16 protein-coding genes are annotated in these 18,910 nt (G+C 75.8%); 6 read left to right on the forward strand and 10 right to left on the reverse strand.

What is annotated here, in order from left to right; translation table 11 throughout:
• Positions 1 to 125: 125 nt before the first annotated feature.
• Both AB0302_RS02090 and AB0302_RS02095 read right to left on the reverse strand, forming a co-directional pair.
• Entirely contained in the window at positions 126 to 1,610 is a 1,485-nt protein-coding gene (locus tag AB0302_RS02090; RefSeq protein WP_366370386.1) for a TRAM domain-containing protein, read from the reverse strand.
• Between the two features lie 60 nt (positions 1,611 to 1,670).
• Positions 1,671 to 3,653, reverse strand: a complete 1,983-nt coding sequence (locus AB0302_RS02095) for an amino acid permease (protein WP_366370387.1) — start codon at positions 3,651 to 3,653, stop codon at positions 1,671 to 1,673.
• Between the two features lie 124 nt (positions 3,654 to 3,777).
• Between AB0302_RS02095 and AB0302_RS02100 the strand changes: the two genes are divergently transcribed.
• Both AB0302_RS02100 and AB0302_RS02105 read left to right on the forward strand, forming a co-directional pair.
• Positions 3,778 to 4,470 carry a TrkA family potassium uptake protein gene (locus AB0302_RS02100; RefSeq protein WP_248115646.1) on the forward strand — a complete coding sequence of 231 codons (693 nt, stop codon included), beginning with the start codon at positions 3,778 to 3,780 and terminating at the stop codon, positions 4,468 to 4,470.
• Positions 4,467 to 5,249, forward strand: coding sequence for a TrkA family potassium uptake protein (locus tag AB0302_RS02105; RefSeq protein ID WP_248115647.1), 783 nt, complete (start codon positions 4,467 to 4,469; stop codon positions 5,247 to 5,249). The genes AB0302_RS02100 and AB0302_RS02105 overlap by 4 nt, the downstream gene beginning before the upstream one ends.
• Here the strand turns inward: AB0302_RS02105 and AB0302_RS02110 are convergent.
• The 4 genes from AB0302_RS02110 to dut are packed head-to-tail and all read right to left on the reverse strand — an operon-like array spanning position 5,135 to position 7,477.
• Positions 5,135 to 5,863 (reverse strand): DUF3159 domain-containing protein, encoded by a 729-nt coding sequence (locus AB0302_RS02110; RefSeq protein ID WP_366370388.1) that lies wholly within the window; start codon positions 5,861 to 5,863, stop codon positions 5,135 to 5,137. The genes AB0302_RS02105 and AB0302_RS02110 overlap by 115 nt on opposite strands.
• 14 nt (positions 5,864 to 5,877) lie before the next feature.
• Positions 5,878 to 6,201, reverse strand: a complete 324-nt coding sequence (locus AB0302_RS02115; protein ID WP_248115649.1) for a hypothetical protein — start codon at positions 6,199 to 6,201, stop codon at positions 5,878 to 5,880.
• Positions 6,198 to 6,974 carry a DUF3710 domain-containing protein gene (locus tag AB0302_RS02120; RefSeq protein ID WP_366370389.1) on the reverse strand — a complete coding sequence of 259 codons (777 nt, stop codon included), beginning with the start codon at positions 6,972 to 6,974 and terminating at the stop codon, positions 6,198 to 6,200. Before AB0302_RS02120 ends, AB0302_RS02115 begins: the two co-directional genes overlap by 4 nt.
• The gene (gene dut, locus AB0302_RS02125; protein ID WP_248115651.1) at positions 6,971 to 7,477 is read right to left on the reverse strand and encodes a dUTP diphosphatase; all 507 of its coding nucleotides are present in this window, start codon (positions 7,475 to 7,477) and stop codon (positions 6,971 to 6,973) included. Before dut ends, AB0302_RS02120 begins: the two co-directional genes overlap by 4 nt.
• A 65-nt stretch (positions 7,478 to 7,542) precedes the next feature.
• Here dut and AB0302_RS02130 point away from each other — a divergent pair, with 65 nt between their 5' ends.
• On the forward strand, positions 7,543 to 8,070 hold the full coding sequence (locus AB0302_RS02130; protein ID WP_319076176.1) for a DUF3093 domain-containing protein: 528 nt from the start codon (positions 7,543 to 7,545) through the stop codon (positions 8,068 to 8,070).
• A 4-nt stretch (positions 8,071 to 8,074) separates the two neighbouring features.
• On the opposite strand, the gene AB0302_RS02135 is transcribed toward AB0302_RS02130, so the two are convergent.
• Positions 8,075 to 8,374, reverse strand: a complete 300-nt coding sequence (locus tag AB0302_RS02135; protein WP_248115653.1) for a DUF4193 domain-containing protein — start codon at positions 8,372 to 8,374, stop codon at positions 8,075 to 8,077.
• A gap of 291 nt (positions 8,375 to 8,665) precedes the next feature.
• Here AB0302_RS02135 and sepH point away from each other — a divergent pair, with 291 nt between their 5' ends.
• A complete protein-coding gene (gene sepH, locus AB0302_RS02140; RefSeq protein ID WP_366370390.1) occupies positions 8,666 to 10,402 on the forward strand; it encodes a septation protein SepH in 1,737 nt (578 codons plus the stop codon).
• A 26-nt stretch (positions 10,403 to 10,428) separates the two neighbouring features.
• On the opposite strand, the gene AB0302_RS02145 is transcribed toward sepH, so the two are convergent.
• From AB0302_RS02145 to AB0302_RS02155, 3 genes are read right to left on the reverse strand one after another with little or no spacing between them, the layout of a single operon-like run.
• Positions 10,429 to 11,646, reverse strand: a complete 1,218-nt coding sequence (locus AB0302_RS02145) for a nucleotide pyrophosphatase/phosphodiesterase family protein (protein WP_366370391.1) — start codon at positions 11,644 to 11,646, stop codon at positions 10,429 to 10,431.
• Positions 11,643 to 12,314: a DUF5998 family protein gene (locus AB0302_RS02150; RefSeq protein WP_248115656.1), complete on the reverse strand. Its 672-nt coding sequence runs from the start codon at positions 12,312 to 12,314 to the stop codon at positions 11,643 to 11,645. The genes AB0302_RS02145 and AB0302_RS02150 overlap by 4 nt, the downstream gene beginning before the upstream one ends.
• A 52-nt stretch (positions 12,315 to 12,366) precedes the next feature.
• Complete coding sequence (locus AB0302_RS02155) at positions 12,367 to 15,096, reverse strand: GNAT family N-acetyltransferase (RefSeq protein WP_366370392.1); 2,730 nt, start codon at positions 15,094 to 15,096, stop codon at positions 12,367 to 12,369.
• Between the two features lie 48 nt (positions 15,097 to 15,144).
• Between AB0302_RS02155 and AB0302_RS02160 the strand changes: the two genes are divergently transcribed.
• The gene (locus AB0302_RS02160; RefSeq protein WP_319076170.1) at positions 15,145 to 17,760 is read left to right on the forward strand and encodes a DNA topoisomerase (ATP-hydrolyzing); all 2,616 of its coding nucleotides are present in this window, start codon (positions 15,145 to 15,147) and stop codon (positions 17,758 to 17,760) included.
• A 118-nt stretch (positions 17,761 to 17,878) separates the two neighbouring features.
• Positions 17,879 to 18,910: a 3-oxoacyl-ACP synthase III gene (locus tag AB0302_RS02165; protein ID WP_248115659.1), complete on the forward strand. Its 1,032-nt coding sequence runs from the start codon at positions 17,879 to 17,881 to the stop codon at positions 18,908 to 18,910.

Consider the following 18,910-nt stretch of genomic DNA (forward strand, 5'->3'; position numbering starts at 1 on the left):
CTACCGCGTGCCCGCCCCGCCCCGGGGCTCTCTTCCCCTGTGTGGCGACACACTGCGGCCGCGGACGTGACGGGGGCGTGCGACGACGGCGTCCGTCGTCGCACGCCCCCGTGGGGTCCGGCGGGTCACTCGGCGGCGGGGGTCTCCACGACGGCCGGCGCGGCCACGAGGTCCGCGGCCGGGCGCAGCACGGTCACGGACTCCAGGTGGTGGGTGTCCGGGTAGAGGTCGAACACGCGGGCGCGCTCCACATCGTAGCCGCCCTCGCGCAGCCACGCGAGGTCGCGCGCGAAGGAGGCCGGGTCGCACGAGACGTACACGATGCGGCCCGGGCGGAGGGCGAGGATCCGCTCCACGGCCCTGCGGCCCGCGCCGGAGCGCGGCGGGTCGAGCACCACGGTGTCCACGGCCGCGTCGGCCAGGCCGCCGTCGGCCACCGCGCGCTCCGGGTGCTTGAGCCAGCTGCCCAGGACCTTGTCCGTGGGGCCGTTGAGCACGATCGCCTGCTCGGCGCCGAGCAGGTTCCGGCGGGCGTCCTTCGACGCGCCGCGCGAGGCCTCGACGGAGTAGACGCGGCCCTCGGGGCCCACCGCGTCGGCGAGGAAGGCGCTGAACAGCCCCGCGCCGGCGTAGAGGTCGGCCACCATCTGGCCGGGCTGCGCCTGCGCGTCCTCGAGCACGGCGTCCACGAGGGTGGCCGGAGCGTGCTGGTGGACCTGCCAGAAGCCGTCGCCCGTGACGCGGAAGCGGCGCTCGCCGCCGCGCTCCGTCCTCACGGTCTCCGAGACCCACGTGCGGCCCGTGATGCGCTCCACGGTGACGGGCGAGTGGCGCTTGGGACCGGGCATGGCGAGGCCGGTGGACACCTGGACGGCGGAGGCGTTCGCGGTCTGCCGGATGCGGGTGCGCAGTCGGCCGAGCTTGGCCTCGTCCGCCGCGGTCTGCGGGGTGGGCGTCACGAGCACCAGCGGCTGCGAGCCGTTGGCCGGGGTGGCCACGTCCACGCGGGCCGCCCCCGTGAAGTCCCAGTCCCACAGGGCCAGGGCGTCCAGGGCCGGCACGCCCAGCGGCATGTTGCGCACGGGAAGGAGGGTGGTGGAGCGGTGCGCATGCATCGCGATGTGGCCCTGCGGGGTCACCGCGAACGCGGTGCGCGTGCGCCAGTGCTGGCCCGTGGGCTCATCCTCCTCGCCCGCGAAGCAGACCTCGGGGTCGAGGGTCACGCCGGCGATCCGGGCGACCGTGTCGCGGAAGACCTGGGCCTTGAGGCGGCGCTGGTGCGGCACCACGATGTGGCCGAACTCGGCGCCGCCCACGGGGGGCCGGCCCGAGGCGTGCGCGCGCATGACGTCCGCGAGCTTCCACTGGTGGATGCGGCGGAACTCGGAGGGCCGAAGGACCTCGACGGCGTCCCCGCGCCAGAACCGCGCTCCCGGGTCGCACTCGGTCAGGGCGACCCTGACCTTCTCCCCCGGCATCGCGTGCCGGACGAACACGACACGTCCCTCGTGGCGCGCGACGCAGTGGCCGCCGTGCGCCATCTGCCCGGCCTCGACCTCGATGATCCTCCCGACCTCGGTGATGTCCGTGGTGGCGTCAGTGACGGCCATGATGACTCCTCTCGCGAAGCAGCGCGCCGCAGACCTTGCACCGGGCGTCGACTGGTCCCATCATTCTCGCAGATTCGCCGCGGAACGCGGTCTCGGCTCTTCGCCCTCGCGGATCTGCCACGGCACCGAGCCCACCATCACTCCCGCCTCCCGCTGCAGGCGGTTCTTCTGCCGCGTGGCCGTGCGGTTGTGCAGCAGCGTCCGCCATCCCGGCCGCACCACGTACTCGGGGATGAACACCATGGTCAGGTCCCGCGGGGAGAGGCGCCGGCGCTCGCGCAGGTGCCGCACGAGCGGCACCACCGTGTCGCGATAGGGAGAGGCCACCACGGTGAGCGGCAGCGGCATGCGGGCGCGGTCCCAGTCGTCGATCACCCGCTCCGTCACCGCGCGGTCCGCGTCCACCACCACGGCCTCCAGGGACGAGGGGCGGGTCGCGCGGGCGTACGCGATGGCCCGCAGCGCCGGCCTGTTCAGGGTGGAGACCACGACGACGACGTGCACCCTCGAGGGCAGGGCACGGGCGTCGTCGTGGGCGTCCGGCGTGAGCTCGCGGCCCACCGCGGCGTAGTGCCGGTGGATCCGGCCCATGACCAGCGCACCCACGACGATCGTGAGCAGCGCCACCCACGCCCCCTGCGTGAAGCGCGTCACGAGCACGACGACGCCGGCGAGCGCGGTGACGCCCAGCGCGACGGCGGTGATGCCGAGGCGCAGGCGCACCGCGGCGCGGGCGCGCGTGCCCGGGGTGTGCGCGAGCCGGCGGCGCCACAGCCGCAGCATCCCCGTCTGGGCGAGCGTGAAGGCCAGCAGGACGCCGATCACGTACAGCTGGACGAGCAGGGCGGTCTGGGCGCGGAAGACGAGCAGCAGGATCGCCGCGGCGGCACCGAGGGCCACGACGCCCCACGTGTGGACCAGGCGGTCGCCGCGCACGCGCATCTGCCGCGGGAGGTAGCCGTCGTCGGCGAGCCGGGAGGTCAGGGCCGGGAAGGAGCGGAACGCGGACTTCGCGGCGAAGAGCAGCAGGAGCGCGGTGGCCGCGATGGTGAGCACGGCCAGCGGGCTCCCCGGTCCGAAGACGGCGGCCGCGAGCTGGGCGATCACGGGCGGGGCCGCGGCGCCCTCGGGCAGCGGCGCGCCGTCCGGGCCGCGCAGGGAGGCCGGGTCCAGGGCCACCACGGTGCCCGTGCGGTGGGCCAGGTGCATGACGCCGACCGTGAGTGCCGCCACGGCGGCGGCCATCATCGTGAGGAGCCAGCGGACGGTGGGCACGGCCGGATGCGCCACCGTGCGGGCGGCCGAGACGGGGACCTCCACGCCCGTGAGCAGGACCGAGCCCGCGCTGAAGGCGCGCAGGGCCAGCAGGGCCGTGGCCACCGCGCCGACGGGCCCGGCGCCGGACCCGTCCACCGTGTGTCCAGCGGTCACGGCCTGGCCCAGGGTGCCCCCCGCGTCCTGCCACAGGCCCACCCCCACCATGCCCGCCAGCAGGAGCACGAAGGCGGCCACCACGAGCGGCAGGATGCGCCGGCCCCGGCCACGGTCCGATCCGCGCAGGGCCAGGAGCAGCACGAGGCCCAGGGCCGTGCACGCCACCGCCATGCGGTGCTCCGCGAGCGAGGGCACGAGGGCGGCGGCGTAGTGGGCGAAGGCCGCGAGGGACACGGCGGCGGTGAAGACGAAGTCCAGCAGGAGGGCGGCCGAGGCGAGCACCCCGGCGCGCGGTCCCAGCTTGGTGCGCGCCATGCGGTAGATGCCCCCGTGCGGCACCGCCACCACGGCAGCCCGGAACGAGGCGACGATGAGCACCATGACCGCGACGACGGCCCAGCCCACGAGGGGCCCGAGCGCGAGGGCGGCGGTGCCCGAGGCCACGAGGGTCAGGATGATCTCGTCCGGGGCGTAGGCCAGGGAGGAGAGCGCGTTGGCGGAGGTCACGGGGAGGGCGCGCCACCGGGGCATGCGCGGGGCGGCGGCGTCCGTGGAGGCCACGGGTCGTCCCAGCAGTGCCCGGCGGAGGGTCGCTGACAGCGTCGTCACCGCACCACGGTACCCCCGCCCCGCACCGCCATGCCCCGCCCGTTCCCGCGGGCGCCCGGGGCGGTGCGAGGATGGTCCCCGGGCGGGCGCCGCCCGCACCGATCCGGAAGGGGACGAACAGGCCATGGCTCACTACGTCATCGTCGGCGGCGGCCGCGTGGGTTCACGCCTCGCGGCCACCCTGGACGCCGCGGGCCACTCCGTGGCCGTGGTGGACCGGGACGCCCGCGCGGAGGACGGCCTCCCCGCGGACTTCTCGGGCGAGTTCGTGGCGGGCATCGGCTTCGACCGCGACGTGCTGCGCCGCGCCGGGACCGAGAAGGCCCAGGGCCTGGCGGCCGTGACGGCGGACGACGGCACCAACATCATCGCCGCGCGCGTGGCCCGCGAGACCTTCCACGTGGACCACGTGGTGGCGCGCATCTACGATGCCGAGCGCGCGCGGGTGTACCAGCGCCTCGGCGTGCCCACGGTGGCCTCCATCCAGTGGACCGCGGAGCAGGTGCTGCACCGCCTCCTGCCCGCCGGCGCCGCGGACGCGGAGCAGCGCGACCCCTCCGGCCGCCTGATCATCACGGAGCTCGTCCCCCACCCCTCGTGGTGGGGGCGGCGCCTGGCCGAGGTCGAGTCGATGACCGGGATCCGCGTGGCCTACCTGACCCGCTTCGGCGAGGGGATGCTCCCGGCGGGCGTAGAGCGCCTGCAGGAGGGCGACGTCGTGCACGGCGTGTACCCCGTGGACCGGCGGGACGCGGTCGAGGCCGCACTGCAGGGCGAGGCCCGTGAGCCGGACGAGGACGAGGAGGAGCGGTCATGAGGGTCGTCATCGCAGGGGCCGGCGCCGTGGGCGCCTCGGTCGCACGGGAGCTGTGCGCCCACGGGCACGCCGTGACCGTGGTGGACCTGCGCCCGGAGGTCGTCCGGCGCGCCGACGTCGGCCGTGCCCGCTCCCTCGTGGGGGACGCGACCGACCTCGTCATGCTCGGCGAGGCCGGGGCGCTCGAGGCGGACGTCCTCGTGGCCGCCACGGGCGACGACCGCGCCAACCTCGTGGTCTCCCTGCTCGGCCGCAGCGAGTTCGGGGTGCAGCGCACCGTCGCCCGCGTGAACAACCCCCGCAACGACTGGCTCTTCGACGAGTCCTGGGGCGTGGACGTGGCCGTGTCCACCCCGTCCATCATGACGGCGCTCGTGGAGGAGGCCGTGGAGACCGGCGACCTCGTGCGCCTGCTGCGCCTCGAGGCGGGCGGCACGGCGCTCACCGAGTTCCGCGTCCCGGCGTCGCACTGGCTCGTCGGCCGTCGCGTCGGGACGGTGTCCTGGCCGGCGGAGGCCCCGCTCGTGGCCGTCGTGCGGGACCGGACGCCGCGCGCCGCCACCCCGGATGAGGTCCTCGAGGCCGGAGACGAGCTGTTCCTGCTCGTCTCCGCCGCGGCCGAGACGGCCCTGCGGCGTCTCCTGGTCGGGGAGGCCGCGGCGCCTCAGCGTGAGGACGCCGGGTCGACGGCGGCGGCGCCGGCCGGACCGGGCTCCTCCTCGGGCGAGCCCGGCGAGGGCGCGCTCACGGACCAGGCCAGCCAGAGCCCCAGCGCGTAGAGCGGCAGACCCATCACGAGACGGGCCACGCCCAGGGCCGTCGCCGCGTCCGCGAGGTAGAGCGGCACCTGCACGCCCAGCCGCAGCGCGAAGACGGCCACCATCACCCACGTGGCCGCCGCGTAGGCGCGCCGGCGGCGGGGGTCCGCACGCCAAGCGGTCCCCTCCCCGCGCACGAGGCCGAGGATCAGGCCCACCACGGGCCAGCCCGCGAGGATCGAGACGAGGAACGCGAGGCCGTAGCCGGCGTTCGTGATGAAGCCCCAGAGGTAGTAGTCCCGGGCCTGCCCCGTGGTCAGGGCCACCGCCACCGAGAGCACGACGACGACGAGCCCGGCCAGGACCTGCGCGGGCGACTGGCGCTGCGCGAGCCGGACCACGCCCATGAGGACGGCCACGCCCGCGGCGGCCACGCCCGAGGGCCACACCTGCTGGGTGAGCACGTACCCGACCATGAAGACGAACGTGGGCAGGGACGCCTCCACGATCCCCCGCCAGCCGCCGACGCTGGCCAGGGGGTCCAGGCGGCCGTGCTCGTCGAGCCTCGCGCCGCGGCCGAGGGCGGCGGCGGGGTCCGGCGCGCCGGGGTCGCGGCGGGTCGCGGGCCGGTTCATGGGTGCCTCCTGCGTCATCGGACGGCCGTCGGGCCGTCCACGAGGTCGAACTCGGGATTGTGCAGCGTGGGAACGCCGTCGATCTCCACGACGCGGCCGCGGATGCGCAGCCACTCCCCCGGCATCACGCCGGGCACGCGACGCCGCCCGTGCCACACCAGCCGGATGACGGCGAGCGGCTCGGCCCGTCCGGGCTCCGGGAGCCGCGTGGCGAGCTCCGCGCGGAACACGGTGGCGTCGTCGGCGCCGGGGATGGTCACGGCGACCACCACGCCGAGGCGGTCCACCATCCCGGCGGGAGGCGGCAGGACCGCCACCGGCGCGGTCGCGGGGCTCACCGGGTCTCCGTGATCTCCGGGCCGCGCTCCGGCAGGGGCGCGCCCCCGGCCGGCTGCTCGCCGGACGGCGCCGTCGGTGCGGTCTCGGTGCCCTCGGCCGGACGGCGGCGGCGCTGCACGGGCTGGGCGTTGGCCGGGGCGTGCAGGGGCAGCAGCTCCCGGGGAGGCAGGGGCCCCTCGCCGCGGACCACGACGAGGTCGGAGAAGACCTGCTCGAGCGGTCCGGCGGCGTCGGGCCGGAAGGCGGCCTCGCCGTGGAACACGCCGCGCACGAACCAGCGGGGGCCGTCCACGCCCACGAAGCGGGCCACGTTCCAGCCCGGCGAGCCGTCCGGCATCTCGGCGGGGATGCGGGTGAGCAGCTCGGGGCCGAAGGCGCCGACCTGCTCCTGCACGTGGGCGCCCGGGGAGGAGCCCAGGGCGTCCACGAGCTCCGCGCGCAGGTCGTCCCACAGTCCGGCGGCGCGCGGCGCGGAGAAGGCCTGGATCTGCAGCGCGGAGCCGCCCACGGTCACGGTGACGGCCACGATGCGCCGCGTGGCGTCCTCGAGGTCGAGCCGCAGCTTCATGCCCTGGACGGCGCGCACGCGCAGCGCGCCCAGGTCGATGTACCCGATGGCGGACGGGCGGGCCGTCACGTCGTGGGGGCCGCGCTCGGCCTCCCGGGCGGCGTCGCCGGCGGCCGCGGCCACGGCGAGGTCGCGCTCGTCGAGCAGATGCTCGGGCAGGGTCACCTGCTCGTGGCGCGCGGTGCGGTTGCGTCCGAAGATCACGAGGTCCTCCCGGGAGTGTCGACGTCGGCGGCCGGCGCGGTGGTGCCCGCGCCGAATCCGCCCGTGGATCCGAATCCGGCCGTGCCGCGCACGGAGTCCGGCAGGGCGTCCACCGGCTCGAAGCGTGCCTGGACCACCGCCTGGACCACGAGCTGGGCCACCCGGTCCCCGCGGTGCAGGGTGAGGGGCTCCGCCGGATCGTGGTTGATGAGCGGCACCATGATCTCGCCGCGGTACCCGGCGTCGATGGTGCCGGGGGCGTTCACGACGCCCAGGCCGTGGCGGACCGCCAGGCCGGAGCGGGGGTGCACGAAGCCGGCGTACCCCTGGGGCAGCGCGATCGCCACGCCGGTGGGGACGAGGGCCCGCTCCCCCGGGGCGAGCGTCACGTCCACCGTGGTGCGCAGGTCCGCGCCGGCGTCGCCGTCCTGGGCGTACGCGGGGGGCGGCAGGTCAGGATCGAGGACGCGCAGGGGCACGGGAAGCTCGGCGGGGTCACTCACGTGGCAGGACTCTACCCGAGCCGCGTCGGGGCCCCCGGGCGGCCGGATGTGGGAAGCTGGAGGACATGCAGGAGCCCCACGATGACGCCGCCCGCCCCCTCTCCGCCGAGCCCGCCCCCGCGGTGGCCGGCGGCCCGGACCCGGTGGTCTACGAGGAGCGGCTCTCCCCGTCACCGGGCGTGTGGATCGTGGCCCTCATGCTCGCGGGACTGGCCATCCTGGTGTTCGCGCCGATCGACATCGTCGTGGGGCTGATCGCCGCGGCCGTCTTCTTCGGGATCGAGGCACTCCTGCTGATCACCGGAACCCCCCGGATCACGGTGCGCGAGCGGACGCTGCAGGTGGGCCGCGCGAGCATCGAGCGGCGTCACATCGGCGCGGTGACGGGACATCGCGGCGAGTCGGCGCGGCAGCAGCGCGGGCCGCACCTGCACGGACTGGCCTACGTGACGGTGCGCGGGTGGATCTCCCCCGTCGTGCGCGTCCAGATCACGGACGAGCGGGACCGGACGCCGTACTGGCTCACGAGCACCCGCCGGCCGGAGGAGCTCGTGGCGGTCCTCGGCGGCCGCATGGCCGCCGAGGACGGGTGAGGGCTCAGCCCTCGCAGTCGGTGCAGTAGAGCTCGCCGTTCTTCTCGCGCGCGGCCTGCGAGCGGTGGCGCACCAGGAAGCACGAGGCGCACGTGAACTCGTCGGACTGCGCGGGCAGGACCCGCACCATGAGCTCCTCGCCGGAGAGGTCCGCCCCCGGCAGCTCGAATCCCTCCGCCGCCTCGGTCTCGTCCTCGTCCACGACGGCCGACTGCGTGTCGGTGCGACGCGCCTTCAGCTCCTCGATGGAATTCTGGCCGAGCTCTTCCTCGTTCTTGCGAGGGGCATCGTAGTCCGTGGCCATGGTGTGGTTCTCACGCTCCGCTGGTGGGGGTACGGCATCGGGACCGATGCCGGTGCGGGCAGCGGATCGGGACCCCCGAGGGGAGCGCCCGCCGTCATCCTGCGCCGTTGCGCGTAGATTGTGCACCACGGGCCGCCGGGAACCAAATGGCCGCGGGCCGCGCTCGCACCGCGGCTCCCCGCGGCCGGACCGCTAGGATCAGCAGAGGCCCGACGCCGGCCGCGCCGTCCTCGCCCGCGCCCGCGGACACGCCGCGGACCGGTCGAGAACGATGTGGGAGGGACCACCGCCATGGCAGAGCTGCGACTGACCGGACCCACCGAGGACGGCCGGGCACTGCGCCTGGCCGACGCGGACGGGCAGGAGCACTCCCTCCCCCTCTCCGTCTACCTGCGCCGCCTCGTGCTCGAGGGCACGGAGCAGGAGGACGCCGAGCCTCAGGAGCAGCCCGCGCAGGACGCCCCGCGGGGGGACGAGCAGGGCACCGACGAGCAGAGCCCCGACGACGCGTCCGGCGACGAGGTCACCGGCGGCCCCGATTCCGAGGAGGAGGCGCAGCCGCCCCGCCGCACCGGCCCCAGCCCCCTGGCGCCGCGCATCACGCCTCCCCTCCAGCCGGAGGCGGCCTCCCACGCGCCCCTGCCGCCGACCGCCGGCGCCCCGTCTGCGGCCCCGCTCACCGCCACGTCCGCCCTCACGGGCTCCCCTGAGCCCGCCGCGTCCCCCGTGGAAGCGCGTCTGACGCCGGGCGAGCCCGCCGCGCCGCGCCCCTCCATGACCCGCTCTTCCGCGGTCCGCCCCGCCGCGCAGGGCGAGCGCCGCACCGCGTCCGGCACGCCCACCGCTCCCCTGGCCGACCAGGAGGACGTGCGCGCCGCGGCCTCCCAGGAGGCCCCGCCGCTCTCGCCGCGGGAGATCCAGCAGCGCATCCGTGCGGGCGCTTCGGTGGAGCAGGTGGCCCGCGAGAGCGGCAACCCCTTCGCCCGCATCCGCAGCTACGGCTTCCCCGTCCTCGCGGAGCGCGGCTACGTGGCGCAGCAGGCGCGCGGCACGGAGATCTGGGTCGGCGGCCCCGATCTGTACACCGATGCGATCGAGGACGGCGGGCCCAGCACCCTGGGCGAGCTCGCCGAGCATCGGCTGCGCGAGCTGGGCGCCCCCGCGGGCGGACTCGAGTGGGACGCATGGCGCGAGCCCTCCGGGGAGTGGACCGTGACCGCGCAGTTCGCGGCGACCGGCCTGCGCACCCGGCCCACCACGGAGGAGCCGCCCGCGCGGTGGACGTTCCGCCCGGTGGGGCGGCACCTGGACCCGCAGAACGCGTGGGCCCGGATGCTCTCCGATGCCGAGGCGTGGGACGTGTTCCCCGAGCCGCCGGCTCCGCGGACCCCGTCCTCCGAGACCGACGCCGAGGCCGCCGATGCGGACGCCCCCGCGGCGGCGGGCCGCCGTCCTGACGCTCCGGTGGACGACGCGGAGGCGGCGGTGACCCCGCTGGGCGCCCACACCCCCGCGGCCGACCCCGACGCCGACCTCCTGGAGATCCTCCGGGCCCGCCGCGGGCAGCGCGTGGGCGCGGACGTCGCCTCGGACGACGCCCTGGCCCACCTGATCGCCCGCGACGCGGCGGAGCGCCGGACCGCGGCCCCGACGCCCCTGCGCCCGTCCCTCCCGGATCCCGCGGCGGAGGCGGCGGGCGCCCGCCGCGCACCGGGGGCGCACGACGCCGCGTCGTCCGAGGTGACCGAGGCCGAGGTGGACCGCGAGGTCAGCCGCGCCCAGGACGAGGTCGCCCAGGTCCGCGCCGCCACGGCCGACGTCGCCGACGACCGGGATGACGCGGAGGTCGCCGAGCCTGAGACCGCAGAGATCGAGGCCGAGGCGAGCGCCGGAACGCCGGAGTCGACCCCTGCCCCGGGCCGTCCCGCGATGCCCGCCCCCACGCCGCGGCCCCGCTCCCGCTCGGCCTCGCGCCGCGCGTCGGTGCCCAGCTGGGACGACATCGTCTTCGGCCGCAAGGGCGACTGAGCCGCGCCTCGCCGAGGCGGGTCCGCTCAGGGCACCCAGGTCAGCAGCGGGACCTCGCGCTCGGCGCGCGTGGGCGCCCCGTGCTGCCCGACCATCGCGAAGGCGGTCGGCTCCACGCGGCGACCGTCGTAGAGCGCGAGGTCCCCGTGGACGGCGATCAGCAGGTCCCCGATGCGGCCGCGGACGCGCTCCTCCACGCGCTCCCCGAACCATCCGGCCGCCACCGCCTCCTCCCGGGTGAGCACCCAGGCGTGCGCCCCGTACCGCTCGAACCACGCGGCACGGGTGCTTTCGCGCACCGCCTCGTCCGCGTCGGGGCGGAAGTGCAGCTGCACGAGACGCGGCTCCCCCGCGGTGTGCGCCACCCCGGCCAGCAGCGCGGGATCGAGCAGCGCGCCCCCGTCGTCGAGCGCGGCGTAGTCCACGCGCCGGGAGGCGGGCACGTCCACCATGCCGTGGTCGCCCGTGGCGAGGACCACGGTGCCCGCGGGGACGCGCGCGAGGAGGCGGCGCAGGGCGGAGTCGACCTCCTCGAGGGCGTGCAGCCACTGCGGCGATCCCACGCCGTGGCGGTGGCCGGCCTTGTCCAGCTCGTTCGCGTAGACGTACACGAGGGTGGGCTCGCGGGCGTCCTTCAGGACGCGCTCGGCGTGCTGGGCGCGCGCGAGCAGTCCCCTCCCCGCCACGAAGCGGCCGCCGCGCAGGCCCGCGCGGGTCAGCGCCGAGTGCTCGAAGGCCGGCAAGGAGACCGTGACCGTGTCCACGCCGGCCGCGGCCGCGCGCTCGAGCACGGTGGCGTGCGGCTGCCAGGCCAGCGGGTCCGTGGCCTCGTCCCAGCCGCCGAGCTGGTTGACCACCACGCCGCGCTCCGGGTCCAGGACGTCGTAGCCGGCGATCCCGTGCTCCCCGACCTCCAGGCCCGTGCCGAGGCTCGTGAGCGAGGCGGCGGTGGTGGTGGGCACGGCCGCCTGGAGCACGCGTCCGCCGTCCGCCATCGCCGCGCGGAGCGTGGGCGCGTGTCCGCCGAAGCGCCGGAGATGGGCACGGCCCAGCCCGTCCACGAGGGCCACGACGACGCGCCGCGTGGACGGCAGGCCGAGCGCGTTGGTCATCCCCTCCACCCCGAGGGCGGCCGCCGCGGAGACCAGCACGGAGCGCAGGGCACGCTCGGGCGGGACGACGCCGGCGGGGACGGCCGGGCCGCCCGGCGCCTGCGGGGAGGTGGGGGCCGACTCCCCCGTCACGCGGCCGCCCGGAGGTGGGCGCGGCGCAGGGCGCGGGCGAAGACGACGGCGCCGTCCACGGCGGCCTGGCCCTCGGCGTCGGCCGCCACGCGGATCACGAGGTCCTCCCGTGCTGCGGTCCCGGTGTAGCCGTGGTCCTCCTCGCACTGCGGATCGGCGCAGCCGGCCGGCTGCAGGTCCAGGCGCTGGCCTCCGGCCCACTGCACGCCCAGCGTCACCTCGGCCACCGGGTCCGAGGGGTGGAAGCGGGCCGGATCGGCGTGGCCCGTGGTGAGCAGGACGGAGGCGATCGCCGTCAGCGGGACCAGCTCGGTGGACACCTGGGCCAGCACGGCCTGGCCCTCCGGGTCGGCGGCATGGTCGTCGAGGTGGACGGCGAGCAGCACGTCCGCGGCGAGGACCAGCACGGTGATGTGCCGGTGGATCTCGTCGTAGTCGAAGTGCGTGTCCACGTGCACCAGGTGCGCCAGCACGGCGCGCCCCTCGAGCTCCTGGGCGATCGCGTGGGCCACGAGCTCCGGGTAGAAGCCGGCGCGCACGAGGGAGCCGCCCAGGGTGGCGGCCGCGTCCACGGTGCGGTGCCCGGTGCGGGCGTCAGGGCCCTCGGGACGGCCCCCGTGGCGGGGGTCCTGGTGGCCGGAGTCGTGATTCCTGCGCAGCGGGGTCATGGGGTCCATGCTACGGCGAGGCCCGCGGGAGCCGCCGTCCGCAGGGCCGCGCTCAGTCACCCCGCAGCGCGCGGCGCGCGGAGTCCGTGCGCCGTGCGGCGTTGGCCACGTCCACCTCCGCCTGGAGCACGGTGACGCCCTCGGGCGAGGCCAGCACGGGAGCGAAGCGCAGGCGAGCGACCTGCGGGAGGTCGTCCTTGAGCACGCTGACTCGCCCCACGAGGTCCTCGAGGGCGGCCAGGTCCACGGCGGGCACCCCGCCCGTGGCCTCCAGCTTGGCGGCCGCGCGGGGAGCGCGCACCATGCGGGCCACGTCCCGGTCCGTCAGGGGCGGCACGCGGTGCACCCAGTCCCCCAGCAGGTCCGTGGCGTCTCCGGCGATCCCGAACGAGACGACCGGGCCCAGGAGCGGGTCCTCGAGCGCCGTGACCATGCACGCCTGCCCGGCCGGGGCCATGGACTGCACCTCCAGCTCGGTGACGCCGAAGGGCTCGAGGACGCCGCGCATCTGCTGGACGTTGCGGCGCAGGGAGTCCGCGTCCACCACGTTCAGGCGCACGCCGCCGAGGTCCAGGCGGTGGCGCAGGTGCGGGTCCACGGCCTTCACCGCCACGGGGAAGCCCAGCTCCTCGGCCGCGGCCACGGCCTCCTCCGCAGTGGAGAAGCGCACGGAGGGCAGGACGTCGATCCCGTAGTGGCCCAGCAGCTCCTGCGTCTCCTCCGGGGTGAGGCGCACGAGCTCCGTGCCCGCCGCGCGGGCAGCCGCGGCCTCCACGAGCGACTCGGCCGCGTGCAGGTCCGTGCCGGCGGGCTCGAGGGGCTCCCCCGCCTCCTCGCGCCGCCAGTCCACGTAGTCGGCCAGCCGGCCGAGCACGGCCATGGCCTTCTGCGGCGAGGGGTAGAACGGCACGCCGGCCTGGAGGGAGCCCGGCTCGGCGTCGTCGGGCAGCGGCCCGGACGCACCGAGGGTGGCGGCGGAGTAGCGCGGGGAGACCACGTCCGTGAGGCACACCGCCACCGGCACGGCCGCGCCCGCGGTCATCTCCGCGAGGGCGCGGGCCAGCTCCTCGGGCTCGTCCTCGCCCTGGTGCAGCCCGAGGCGGCCGACGACCACGACGGCGTCCGCCTCCGGGTGGGCGACGGCCGCGCCCACCGAGGCGACGAGCTGCTCCTCGAGCGGGGCGATGCCGTTCTCGCGGTCGCCCAGGCCCAGGGTCTCGATCACGTCGAGCCCGGCCTCGGCGGCCGCGTCGCGGGTGAGGCGGTCCAGGGCCAGGGAGTCGGCCACGAGCACCACCCGGCGGCCCGTCGGCAGCGGCTGCGAGGCCACGGCCATGAGCACGTCCAGCATGTCGTCGTGGGTGGAGGCCTCGAGGACGCCGGTCTGGTCCAGCATCGAGTCCACGGCGCCCGCGGGCGCCTGCGTGGTGCGCGTCTCATGGCCCGGGGGCAGGAATCGGCCGGTCACGTCCGAGCGGACCACCACCACGGGCTTGGTGCGTGAGAGCCGCCGCGCGATCCGCGAGAACTTGCGCGGGTTGCCGAAGGACTCCAGGTAGACGCCCACGGCGGCGGTGTGCGGGTCGTCCTCGAAGAACTGCATCGCGTCATTGCCGGAGACGTCCGCCCGATTGCCCGCGCTCAGGGAGGTGGACACGCCGATCCCGCGCCGCTTGACGCCCGCCGAGACCATGGCCCCCACGGCGCCGGACTGGCTGAACAGGCCCACCGGGCCACGGCTCGCCAGCCCCGGCGACGGCGAGGCGTTGAGGCGCACGGCCGGATCGGTGCAGACGAGCCCGGCGGAGGCGGGGCCGATCACGCGCATGCCCTCGGCGCGAGCGCGGGAGACGAGGCGGCGCTGCGCCTCCAGGCCGGCCGCGCCGGCGTCGGCGTACCCGGAGGTGAGCACGAGCAGGCCCTTCGCGCCGATCGCGGCGGCGTCGGCGACGACGTCGTCCACCGCGTCCGCGGGCACGGCCACGACCACGAGCTCGACGGGCTCGCCGACGTCCGCGAGCGCGGCGTGCGCCTCGATGCCCTGCACCTGCTCCGCCGCGTGGTTCACCGCGTGCACCGTGCCCGTGTAGCCGGCCTCGAGGATGTGACGCAGCACGATCGAGCCCACGGACTGCGGGTCGCGGGAGGCCCCGACGACGGCCACGGACTCGGGCGCGACGAGCTCGGCGAGGCTGCGGGCCTCGGCACGGTGCTCCCGGGACTCCACCACGGCGCGCCACCGGGCGGTCGGGTTGATGGGGAACTCGACGGCCACCACGCCGTCCTCGAAGTGGCGGGCCACCTCGAAGCCGGACTCCTGGAAGACGGAGAGCATCTTGCGGTTCTCCGGCAGGACCTCCGCCGTGAAGCGGCGGATGCCGAACTCGCGGGCCGCGACGGCCAGGTGCTCCATGAGGATGGAGCCGAGGCCGCGGCCCTGGGCGGCGTCGGAGATGTTGAACGCCACCTCGGCGGCGTCCGTGCCCGGGAAGCGGTCGTAGCGGCCGATGCCCAGGATCTGCCCTCCGCGCGTGATCACGAAGGCCACGCGGTCCCGGTGGTCCACCGTCGTGAAGCGCTCCAGGTCCTTGCGCGACAGCTCGGACTTGTACGTGAAGTACCGCAGGTAGATGGAGGCCTCGGACTGGTGGGCGTGCATGTCCTGCAGCCCGGCGGCGTCGTCGGGCGTGATGGGGCGCAGTCGCGCCGTGGCTCCGTCGCGCAGCACGACGTCGGCCTCCCAGTGGCTCGGGTATCCGCGGACGGACTCGGTGTCACCCATAGGATCAGGGTAGACAATCACCGACCCCGTGAGGATCCCCCCACCGCCATGGCCCGTTCGTCCCGCTCCCGTCCCGCCGACCCGGACGCCGCGCGTCCCCTCCCGCTGGAGCAGGAGAACATCGTCGACGTCGACGTGGCGCAGGAGATGGAGAGCTCGTTCCTCGAGTACGCGTACTCCGTGATCTACTCGCGCGCGCTCCCCGACGCCCGCGACGGCCTCAAGCCGGTGCAGCGGCGCATCCTCTTCATGATGTCCCAGATGGGCCTGCGCCCGGAGAAGGGGCACGTGAAGTCCGCGCGCGTGGTGGGCGAGGTGATGGGCAAGCTCCACCCCCACGGCGACACCGCCATCTACGACGCGATGGTTCGCCTGGCGCAGCCGTTCTCCCTGCGCCTGCCCGTGGTGGACGGGCACGGCAACTTCGGCTCCCTCGACGACGGCCCCGCGGCGCCGCGCTACACGGAGGCCCGCATGGCCCCGGCGGCGCTCGCGCTCACCGCGGACCTCGACGAGGACACCGTGGACTTCGTCCCCAACTACGACAACCAGTTCCAGCAGCCCGCGGTGCTGCCCGCGGCCTACCCGAACCTGCTGGTCAACGGCGCGGCCGGCATCGCCGTGGGCATGGCCACCAACATGGCCCCGCACAACCTGCGCGAGGTCGTGGCCGGAGCCCGGCACCTGCTGGCCCACCCGGACGCGGACCTCGACGCGCTCATGGCGCACATCCCCGGCCCGGACCTGCCCTCGGGCGGACGGATCGTGGGGCTCGAGGGCGTGCGGGACGCCTACGCCACGGGCCGCGGCTCGTTCCGCATGCGGGCCGCCGTCGCCGTCGAGCAGGTCTCCCCGCGCCGCACGGGCCTCGTGGTCACGGAGCTGCCGTACGGGGTGGGCCCGGAGAAGGTCATCGAGCGCATCAAGGACGGCGTCAACGCCAAGAAGCTCGCGGGCATCGCCGACGTCGTGGACCTCACCGACCGCAAGAACGGGCTGAAGCTGGTGATCGAGCTGAAGTCCGGCTTCAACCCCCAGGCCGTGCTCGCCGCCCTCTACAAGCACACGCCGCTGGAGGAGTCCTTCGGCATCAACAACGTGGCCCTCGTGGAGGGGCAGCCGCAGACCCTGGGGCTGAAGCCGCTGCTGCAGGTGTACGTGGACCACCGCCTGGACGTGGTGCGTCGGCGCACCGCGCACCGCCTGGGGCGACGGCGGGACCGCCTCCACCTCGTGGAGGGCCTGCTGCTGGCCCTGGTGGACATCGACGAGGTCATCCAGATCATCCGCACCTCGGACGACACGGCCTCGGCACGCGCCCGCCTCGAGCAGGTCTTCGACCTCTCGGAGGCGCAGGCCTCGCACATCCTCGAGCTGCGGCTGCGCCAGCTGACCCGGTTCTCCCGCATCGAGCTGGAGGCCGAGCGGGACGAACTGGCCGACGCGATCGCCGAGCTCGAGGCCATCCTGGGCTCCGAGGCCCGGCTGCGGGACGCGGTCTCCTCCGAGCTGCAGGCCGTCGCCGACGAGTTCGGGGACGAGCGGCGCACCCAGCTCCTGGAGGCCGAGACGCTCGCCGCCGCGGCCGCCCCGGCCGGCTCCCGCCGGGGGCCTTCGGCCGCCGGCGCCGCGCAGGCCGGAGCAGACCTCATGGTCCCGGACACCGCCTGCTGGGTGCTCCTGAGCACGGCGGGCAAGGTGCTGCGCACCGCGGACCGCACCCCGATCACGGCGCAGGGCCGCCGCCGCAAGCACGACGCCTTCGTCTCCGTGGTCCCGGCCACGGCCCGCGGCGAGGTGGGCGCGCTGACCTCCGCGGGGCGCGTGCACCGGCTGCAGGTGGTGGACCTCCCGGCCGCGCCCGAGTCCTCGGAGGCGCCGGCCATGGCCGCCGCGGCGGACGCGAAGACGCTCATCCCCCTCGAGCGCGGGGAGTCCCTCGTCGCCCTCGTCCCGCTCGACGCCGTCCTCGCGCTCGGCACCGCCCGCGGCGTGGTGAAGCGGGTGCGCCCTGAGTGGCCCCTGAACCGGGACGCGATGGACGCGATCGCCCTCAAGGACGCCGACGCCGTGGTGGGCGCGGCGCCGGCCGCCGACGACGAGGACCACCTCGTGTTCCTCACGCGCTCCGGGCAGCTGCTGCGCTACCCGGCCTCGGCCGTGCGGCCCCAGGGGCCGGCGGGGGGCGGCGTGGCCGGCATGCGCGTGGCCGACGAGGACGCGGTGATCGGCTTCGGCGTCGCCCCCGCCTCGTCCGTGGCCGAGGGTGCGGGCGAGGGCGACGCCGCCGCGGCGCGGGCCGCCGTCGTGGTGACCGTGGCCGACGGCGAGGGCGAGGGCGACCTGCTGGGCTCGGCCCCGGGCTCCGTGAAGGTCACGCCGCTGGCCGAGTACCCGGCCAAGGGCCGCGGCACCGCGGGCGTGCGGGCCCATCGCCTGCTGCGCGGGGAGTCCGGGCTCGCGCTCGCCTGGGTCGGCCCCGCCCCCGCCCTGGCGGCCTCCCGGGCCGGCGTGGCCCGCTCGCTGCCCGTGGAGTTCGGGCGCCGGGACGGCTCGGGCGTGCCGGTGGACCAGCGGATCGAGGCGCTCGGCGCCGGGGCCTCCCCCACGCTCGTCGCCGCGGCACCGCCCGAGGACGACGCCGTGACGGTGTCCGCTGAGTGAGAACCCCTCCCCCCGGACGCCGTGATCCCGTCAGGGCCTCCGGGGGGCTCGGCTAGAGTGACAGCCCGGCCCGTGCCAGCCACGGGCCGGATCCCCACCGCCAACAAGAACGGTCCAGGTGCCCCACGTGTCCGGCAACGCCAGCTTCGAATACTCCCGCGCCGCCCTCCTGGCGGTGACCGAGGTGGAGGCACCCCTCGAGGTGACCTCGGATGACCTCGACGAGAAGCTGAAGGACGTGCTCGCCCGGCTGAAGCTGCCCGCCTCCCTGCTGCAGCGCGTCGCCGGGGTGCGGGCCCGCCGCTTCTGGGACGAGACGCGCGACTTCCAGGAGGCCGCCGCGGACGCCGGCACCGCCGCGCTCTCGGCCGCGGGCGTCGACGCCTCGCGCGTGGGCCTGCTGATCAACACCTCCGTCACGCGCGCCACCCTCGAGCCCTCCGTGGCCGTGCGCATCCACGACCTCATGGGCCTGCCGACCTCCGCCACGAACTTCGACATCACGAACGCGTGCCTCGGGTTCGTCAACGGCCTGATGATCGCCTCCACCCTCGTGGACGCCGGCCAGATCGACTACGCCGTGGTGGTCGCCGGCGAGGACTCCGGCAGGGTGCAGGAGGCCACCGTGCGGAACCTGCACGCGCAGACCACCAATCGCGGCAACTTCATGGAGCAGTTCGCCTCCCTCACCCTGGGCTGCGGAGCGGCCGCCGCCGTCGTGGGGAGCATCGAGGACCACCCGGACGCGCACCGCATCCTGCGCGGGGTCACCCGCGCCGGCACGGACCACCACGGCCTGTGCGTGGGCGACCACAACGGCATGTTCACGGACTCCACGGCGCTGCTGACCGACGGCCTCGAGCTCGTCATGGACGCGTGGAACGACACGCCGCAGGAGTGGGGCTGGCGGGACATGGACCGCTACATCACCCACCAGGTCTCCCAGCTGCACACGAACGCCATCTCCGAGGCCGCCGGCCTCGACCCCGAGCGCATCCCCCGCACGTTCCCCACCCTGGGCAACGTGGGGCCGGCCTCGCTGCCCATCACGCTGGTGCGCGAGCAGGAGCGCCTCTCCGCCGGGGACCATGTCCTGTGCCTGGGCGTCGGCTCGGGCCTGAACACCGCCATGCTCGAGATCCAGTGGTGA

This window comes from Micrococcus sp. NPDC078436 (genome assembly GCF_040702705.1).
In the GTDB taxonomy this organism is placed as follows: Bacteria; Actinomycetota; Actinomycetes; order Actinomycetales; family Micrococcaceae; genus Micrococcus.